Annotated in this window: 8 protein-coding genes and 1 pseudogene; 4 read left to right on the forward strand and 5 right to left on the reverse strand. The window is 74.6% G+C overall.

The genetic code is table 11. From position 1 onward, the window contains the following. Nucleotides 1–571 (reverse strand): LysR family transcriptional regulator (locus A0J59_RS19490; protein WP_172820091.1); only part of this gene is annotated, 571 nt, incomplete at its 3' end. A 106-nt stretch (nucleotides 572–677) separates the two neighbouring features. Between A0J59_RS19490 and A0J59_RS19495 the strand changes: the two genes are divergently transcribed. Further along, nucleotides 678–2,039 carry an aspartate aminotransferase family protein gene (locus A0J59_RS19495; protein WP_064317197.1) on the forward strand — a complete coding sequence of 454 codons (1,362 nt, stop codon included), beginning with the start codon at nucleotides 678–680 and terminating at the stop codon, nucleotides 2,037–2,039. A gap of 11 nt (nucleotides 2,040–2,050) precedes the next feature. Here the strand turns inward: A0J59_RS19495 and A0J59_RS19500 are convergent, their stop codons facing one another. Beyond that, on the reverse strand, nucleotides 2,051–2,578 hold the full coding sequence (locus A0J59_RS19500) for a methyltransferase (protein WP_064317198.1): 528 nt from the start codon (nucleotides 2,576–2,578) through the stop codon (nucleotides 2,051–2,053). A gap of 76 nt (nucleotides 2,579–2,654) precedes the next feature. Here A0J59_RS19500 and A0J59_RS19505 point away from each other — a divergent pair, with 76 nt between their 5' ends. The 3 genes from A0J59_RS19505 to A0J59_RS19515 all read left to right on the forward strand — a co-directional run bounded on the left by A0J59_RS19505 (nucleotide 2,655) and on the right by A0J59_RS19515 (nucleotide 4,680). Continuing rightward, on the forward strand, nucleotides 2,655–3,047 hold the full coding sequence (locus tag A0J59_RS19505) for a hypothetical protein (protein ID WP_047232735.1): 393 nt from the start codon (nucleotides 2,655–2,657) through the stop codon (nucleotides 3,045–3,047). Between the two features lie 111 nt (nucleotides 3,048–3,158). Next, the gene (locus A0J59_RS19510; protein ID WP_047232734.1) at nucleotides 3,159–4,070 is read left to right on the forward strand and encodes a sulfurtransferase; all 912 of its coding nucleotides are present in this window, start codon (nucleotides 3,159–3,161) and stop codon (nucleotides 4,068–4,070) included. 151 nt (nucleotides 4,071–4,221) lie between these two features. Next, on the forward strand, nucleotides 4,222–4,680 hold the full coding sequence (locus A0J59_RS19515) for a SufE family protein (protein ID WP_047232733.1): 459 nt from the start codon (nucleotides 4,222–4,224) through the stop codon (nucleotides 4,678–4,680). A 25-nt stretch (nucleotides 4,681–4,705) separates the two neighbouring features. Here A0J59_RS19515 and A0J59_RS19520 read toward each other — a convergent pair whose 3' ends face one another. From A0J59_RS19520 to A0J59_RS21895, 3 genes and pseudogenes are all read right to left on the reverse strand, one after another. After that, a complete protein-coding gene (locus A0J59_RS19520) occupies nucleotides 4,706–5,683 on the reverse strand; it encodes a bile acid:sodium symporter family protein (protein ID WP_047232732.1) in 978 nt (325 codons plus the stop codon). A gap of 21 nt (nucleotides 5,684–5,704) precedes the next feature. After that, the gene (locus A0J59_RS19525; RefSeq protein WP_064317199.1) at nucleotides 5,705–6,475 is read right to left on the reverse strand and encodes an SDR family NAD(P)-dependent oxidoreductase; all 771 of its coding nucleotides are present in this window, start codon (nucleotides 6,473–6,475) and stop codon (nucleotides 5,705–5,707) included. Nucleotides 6,476–6,500: 25 nt separating this feature from the next. Continuing rightward, a pseudogene (locus tag A0J59_RS21895) lies at nucleotides 6,501–6,768 on the reverse strand (hypothetical protein); the annotation flags it as partial.

Here is a 6,768-nt window from a genome sequence, read left to right on the forward strand (position 1 = left end):
CCCCCGCCGCCGCCCCCTCCGACGAGCCCGCCGACGCACCCGTCGGCGCGACGAGGACGACCGGGTCCTCGAGCAGCGGGACGGTCGCGACGTCGGGTCCGGCGAGCCCTGCGCCGTCGAGCAGGTCGGCGGTCACGGCGAGGTCGACGTCCGCGCGGCGGAGCGCGGGCCCGCTCTCGCGCGGGTCGAGCTCGACGACCTCGACCTGCACCCGCGGGTGCTCGACGGCCAGCCGCCGCGCGAGGGGGATCACGAGGGCCCGGACGCCGCTCGAGAACGCCGCGACGCGCACGACCCCGGCGGGCTGACCGTCGGGGTGGGCGAGCTCCGCCTCCGCCAGCGCCATCTGGTCGAGGATGACGCGGGCGTGCCGCGCGAGGGTGCGCCCCGCGGGCGTGAGACGCACCCTCCGTCCCGTCCGTTCGACGAGGCGCGACCCGGTCTCGGCCTCGAGCGCCGCGAGCTGCGCGGACACCGCGGACGGGCTCAGGTGCAGGGACGCGCCCACGGCGCGCACGGTCCCGAGGCTCTCGAGCCGGGCGAGGATCTGGAGCCGGGCGGCGTTGAGCACGCGGTCCTCCGTTCCGTGCGGTCGCCCTGCTTGTGCGGGTTCTCCGCACAGACTGTACGAGAACTCGTGCTGTACGCGCACAGGGCTCCGTCCCTACGCTCGGAGGATGGCCGTCCTCCCGTCCCCCGCCCTCGCCCCGACGACCCCGGACGACGCGACGTTCTGGGCCGACGCCGACCGGCACCTCGTGCGGTACGGCGGGCCGTTCACGCCGGAGATCGTCGAGAGCGCGTCGGGCAGCTTCGTCACGACGGCCGACGGACGGCGTGTCCTCGACTTCACGTCAGGGCAGATGAGCGCGATCCTCGGGCACAGCCACCCGGCGATCGTCGAGACGGTCCGCAGCCAGGTCGGCACGCTCGACCACCTCTTCTCCGGGATGCTCTCGCGCCCGGTCGTCGACCTCGCACGCCGGATCGCGGGCACGCTGCCCGACCCGCTCGAGAAGGTCCTGCTCCTCACGACGGGAGCCGAGTCCAACGAGGCCGCGATCCGGATGGCGAAGCTCGTCACGGGTCGGCACGAGGTCGTCTCGCTCGCCGGGTCGTGGCACGGCATGACGCACGCGGCGGCCGCGGCGACGTACAGCGCGGGGCGCCGCGGCTACGGCCCCACGGCGCCCGGCAACCTCGTCATCCCCGTGCCGAACGCGTACCGCCCCGACCACCTCACGCCCGACGGCGCGCACGACTGGCGCCGCCAGCTCGACCTCGCGTTCGACCTCGTCGACGTGCAGTCCACGGGGAGCCTCGCGGCGTGCATCGTCGAGCCGATCCTCAGCTCGGGCGGGATCGTCGAGCTTCCGCCCGGCTACCTCGCGGCGCTGCGCGACAAGTGCCACGAGCGCGGGATGCTCCTCATCCTCGACGAGGCGCAGACGGCGCTGTGCCGGACGGGCTCCTGGTACGCGTTCGAGGGCCGCGGCGGCGAGGAGCCGGTGGTCCCCGACATCCTCACCATCTCCAAGACGCTCGGCGCCGGCCTGCCCCTCGCCGCCGTCATCACGAGCGCCGAGATCGAGGAGCGCGCCCACGAGCGCGGCTTCCTGTTCTTCACGACGCACGTCTCGGACCCGCTCGTCGCGGCGGTCGGCAACACCGTGCTCGACGTGCTCGAGGCCGAGCGAATGGACGCCCGGGTGCGCGTGCTGGGCGACCGGCTCCGAGCCGGGCTGCTCGACCTCCAGGACCGCCACGCCACGATCGGCGACGTGCGCGGACGGGGTCTGCTCCAGGGCATCGAGCTCGTGCTCGACCGCGAGACGAAGGAGGGCGCCGACGCCCTCGGCGCCCTGGTCACCCGGCGGGCGCTGGACCTCGGGCTCCACATGAACGTCGTGCAGCTCCGGGGCATGGGCGGCGTGTTCCGCATCGCGCCGCCGCTCACGGTGAGCGAGGAGGAGCTCGACCTCGGGCTCGACCTCCTCGACCGCGCGCTCGGCGAGGCGGAGCGCGAGCTGCTCGGCTGAGCCGCGTCCGGTCACTCCCCGGTGGGTGTACGGCGTGCGCCGACGGCCACCACGCCGTCGCGGATGACGACCGGCGCGCCCAGCCCGGGGACGGCGAGCGACGCGCGGACGCCGTCGACGACGCGGCCGTCGTCCCCGCCTGGTGTCTCGTAGGCCAGCAAGAGCGAGCCGCCCGGGACGAGCCGGGCCGCGAGCGCGCCCGCCTCCGCGCGCGCCGCGCGGGTCCAGAAGACGTTGACGTTCACGGCGAACACGACGTCGAACGGGCCACCGAGCGTGTCGGCGAGGTCGGGGTCCGTGACGTCCCCCTGCCGCACGACCAGCCGGCCGTCGTCGACGGCCGAGCGGTTGCGGGCCGCCGTGCGCGCGACGGCGGTCGCGGAGCGGTCGACCGCGACGTAGCGCACGCCGGGGTGCCGCGCGAGCACCAGCTCCACGGCCGCGCCGGGGCCGGGCCCGATCTCGAGCACGGCCTCGTCGCCGCGCAGGCCGAGCAGCGCGACGGCACGCTGGACCCGCTCCGGGACAGCACCGACCACGCCGCCAGTCTGGACCGACGGGCGAGCAGCGGCGAACGGCGAGCGCGGCAGGCGACCCGGGCGTACCGTCGGAGGCATGGCCGGTGCCGGGGCCGTGGTCCTCGCCTACGCCGCCGCCACCGCGCTCGGGTCGTGGACGGCGGTCCGCCACGACCTGCACTCCGAGCCGTTCGGACGTGACCCCCTCCCGATGCCCGCCGCCCGCACCGTCGCGCTCGGGCTGGGCGGCGGCACCGCGATCCCCGTGGCCGTGACCGCGCTCGTCGCCCTGGCGGCACCCCGCGCGGGCCGCGCGCGCGGCTGGGCGCGCACGTGCGTCGCGCTCGGCTCGACCTCGCTCGCGGGCACGCTCGTCGAGCCCGCCGCGTGGGGCCGTCGGGCACCCGGGGCGGACGTCCGGGCGGCCACCGCGCTCAACCTCGGGGCGTCCGCGCTCCTGCTGCGGCACGGGCTGCGGCACCTGGCGTAACACCGTCTCAGCATGCGCGACAGGCCTTCCGTGATGCGGACAGCCGACCTAGCCTGACGCTCGGACGGACCACCACCTCGGACACCCAGCTCCCGCCGCACGGAGGACACCATGCCCGCACCGCTCGACACCAGCGAGAAGATCACCCAGTACGCCCACCCCGACCGCCTCGTGAGCACGGACTGGCTCGCCGAGCACCTCGGGCAGCCGGGCATCGTCGTCGTCGAGTCCGACGAGGACGTGCTGCTCTACGAGACCGGTCACATCCCCGGCGCGGTGAAGATCGACTGGCACACCGACCTCAACGACCCCGACACGCGCGACTACATCGACGGCAAGGGCTTCGCCCAGCTCCTCGGCGACAAGGGCATCGGCCGCGACACGACGATCGTCGTCTACGGCGACAAGAACAACTGGTGGGCCGCGTACGCCGCGTGGGTCTTCACGCTGTTCGGCCACGAGGACGTGCGCCTGCTCGACGGCGGCCGCGGCAAGTGGATCGCGGAGGGTCGCGAGGTCACGACCGACGTCCCCGCGCCGGAGGCCGTCGAGTACCCGGTCGTCGAGCGCGACGACGTGACGATCCGCGCGTTCAAGGAGGACGTCCTCGCGCACATCGGCAACGGGCCGCTCGTCGACATCCGCTCCCCGCAGGAGTACACGGGCGAGCGCCTGCACATCCCGGACTACCCGGAGGAGGGCGTGCTGCGCGGCGGCCACATCCCGACGGCGCGCAACGTCCCGTGGGCGACGGCGGTCGCCGAGGACGGCACCTACAAGTCGCGCGAGCAGCTCGAGGCGATCTACCAGGAGGGCGGCCTCGGCCTCGCGACGGACGACGAGGTCGTCACGTACTGCCGCATCGGCGAGCGCTCGAGCCACACCTGGTTTGCGCTGACCTACCTCCTCGGCTTCGACAAGGTCCGTAACTACGACGGCTCGTGGACCGAGTGGGGCAACGCGGTGCGCGTCCCGATCGTCAAGGGCGAGGAGGCCGGCGAGGCCCCCGCGTCGCTCAACTGACCGCACCCCTCGCACGACGGCGCGCGGCCGGCCCCTCGTGGGCCCGCCGCGCGCCGTCGCCGTCTGCCGCGGGCATACGTCGCGCGTGGCCGGCGTTCCGCACGGTGGGACCAGGTCCCGGCCGCACGCCCCCGATGCAAGGATCGACACCATGAGCTCCCCGTCCGACGCCTCGTCCCTGCCCGCGGCCCTCGCGGAGATCCGCGAGGACTTCCTCGCGCTGCCGGAGCGCGAGCGCCTCCAGCTCCTGCTCGAGTTCGCGAACGAGCTGCCCGACCTCCCGGAGCGCTATGCGAGCGCGCCCGGCCTGCTCGAGCGCATCGAGGAGTGCCAGTCGCCCGTGCGGGCGTTCGCGGAGGTCGACGACGACGGTGTCGTGCACTTCTTCGCGACCGCGCCCGCCGAGGCGCCGACGACGCGCGGCTTCGCGTCGATCCTCGCGCAGGGCCTGTCGGGCCTGACGGTGCAGGAGGTGCTCGACGTGCCGGACGACTTCCCCATGTCGATCGGCCTCACGCGGGCCGTGAGCCCGCTGCGCATCGGCGGCATGAACGGCATGCTCACGCGCGCCAAGCGCCAGGTGCGCGAGCAGGTCGCCGCGCGCCCCTGACCCGGGCCCACACGGGTGCCGGGCGTCAGTCGCGGAGCGCGAGGCGGCGCGCGAGGACCGCGCACACGACGAGCTGGAGCTGGTGGAACACGATCACCGGCACGGCGACGACGCCCGCGACGGCGACGGGGAACAGCACGCTCGCCATGGGCAGACCCGTGGCGAGCGACTTCTTGGACCCGCACATGAGGAGGGCGATCCGGTCCTCCGTCGACAGCCGCAGGGCCGCCCCGCCCCACCAGGTGAGCGCGAGCATCGCGGCGAGGACGAGCGCGCTCACGACGAGCAGCGCGACGATCGACCAGCCGGACACGCTCGACCACACGCCCGCCGAGGACGCGGCGGCGACGGCGCCGAACACGACGACGAGGATGGTGCCGCGGTCGACGCCGAGCGTGAGCCAGCGCCGCGCGCGGACCCAGTCGCCGACCCACGGCTGGAGGAGCTGCCCGACGACGAACGGCAGCAGGAGCTGGAGCAGCACGGTCCGGAGTCCGCCGAGCCCGCCCGTGGGCCCGTCGGCGCCCCCGTCCGCTCCGGTCATGAGCCACAGCACGAGCAGCGGGGTGATCACCATGCCCGCGACGTTGGACACCGTCGCCCCGCAGATCGCCCCGGCGACGTTGCCGCGCGCGACCGACGTGAACGCGACGGACGACTGCACGGTCGACGGGAGCAAGGACAGGTAGAGCACGCCCGCGGCGAGGGGCGCCCCGACGAGCGGCTCGATCGCCCACGCCGTGACGAGCCCGAGCACCGGGAACACGACGTACGTCGCCGCGAGGATGCCGCCCTGGAGGCGCCAGTTCCGCAGGCCCGCCCACACCTCGCGCGTCGACAGGCGCATGCCGTAGACGAGGAAGAGGAGCGTGACCGCGACGTCCGCCACGGCGTCGACCACGCGCTGCGCGCCCGGCCCCACCGGCACGACGAGCCCCAGCACGAGCACGACGAGCAGCGTGACGACGAACGGGTCGACCCACCGGCTGAGGACTGCGCGCACGGGGACCGAGCCTAGCCCGGCTCAGAAGAGGGTGTAGCCGCCGTCGACCGTCACGACCGCGCCCGTCATGAAGCTCGACGCCGCGCTCGCGAGGAACACGACCGGAGGGCCGATCTCCTCGGGCTCGGCCCAGCGCTGCATCGCCGCGGGCGCGACGCAGTCGTCGTAGTACTCGGGCTGGTCGACGGGCGACGCCTCGGTGCGCACGTACCCGGGCGCGACGGCGTTGACGCGGATGCCGTGCGGCGCCCATTCGGCGGCGAGCCCCTTGGTGAGCTGGTGCACCGCCGCCTTGGAGGCGAGGTAGGCGGGCTGCCAGCGCGGCCGGTTGACGATCGACGCCGACATCGACCCGACGTTGACGATCGCCCCCGGTCGCCCGTCGTCGACCAGGGCCCGCGCGACCGCGCGCGAGCAGTACCAGACGCCGTCGAGGTTGGTCGCGAGCGTGCGGTGCCACACGTCGTCGTCGATCTCGAGCGCTGCCCCGCCGATCGAGATCCCCGCGTTGTTGACGAGCAGGTCGACGGTCCCGAGGTCCGTCGCCACGCGACCGACGACGTCGTCCACCTGGGCACGGTCCGTCACGTCGAGCGCGTACCCGCGAGCATCGATCCCGTCCGCCCGCAGCGCGGCGGCCGCCACCTCCGCCGCGGGCGTCGTCGTCGCCGTGAGCGCGACCCGGGCGCCGGCCTCGCCGAGCGCCCGGGCGACGGCGCGCCCGATCCCGCGGCTCCCGCCGGTGAGCAGGGCCGTGCGGCCGGCGAGCGAGAACGAGTCGAGGACGGTCACGCGGGACAGTCGACCACGGGGTGCGTCAGAAGTCGAAGAGGTCCTCGAGCCACGACTCCTTCTTCTTCCGCTTGCGGTAGCGGGGGTCGTAGCCGTCGCGCCCGTCGTAGCGGCGGTCGCGGTCGTCGCGGTAGCGGTCGTCCCGGTACCGGTCGTCGCCGTACTGGTCGCCCCGGTAGCGGTCACGGTCGTCATACCGGCGGTCGTCGCGCCGCTCGCCGTAGCCGGGCGTGCCGTAGTCCGCGGCGGGCGCCGGCGGGTACGACGTCGGCGCCCGCCGCGGACTACGGCAC

The sequence above is a fragment of the Cellulosimicrobium sp. I38E genome (assembly GCF_001647255.1).
Classification (GTDB): domain Bacteria; phylum Actinomycetota; class Actinomycetes; order Actinomycetales; family Cellulomonadaceae; genus Cellulosimicrobium; species Cellulosimicrobium cellulans_E.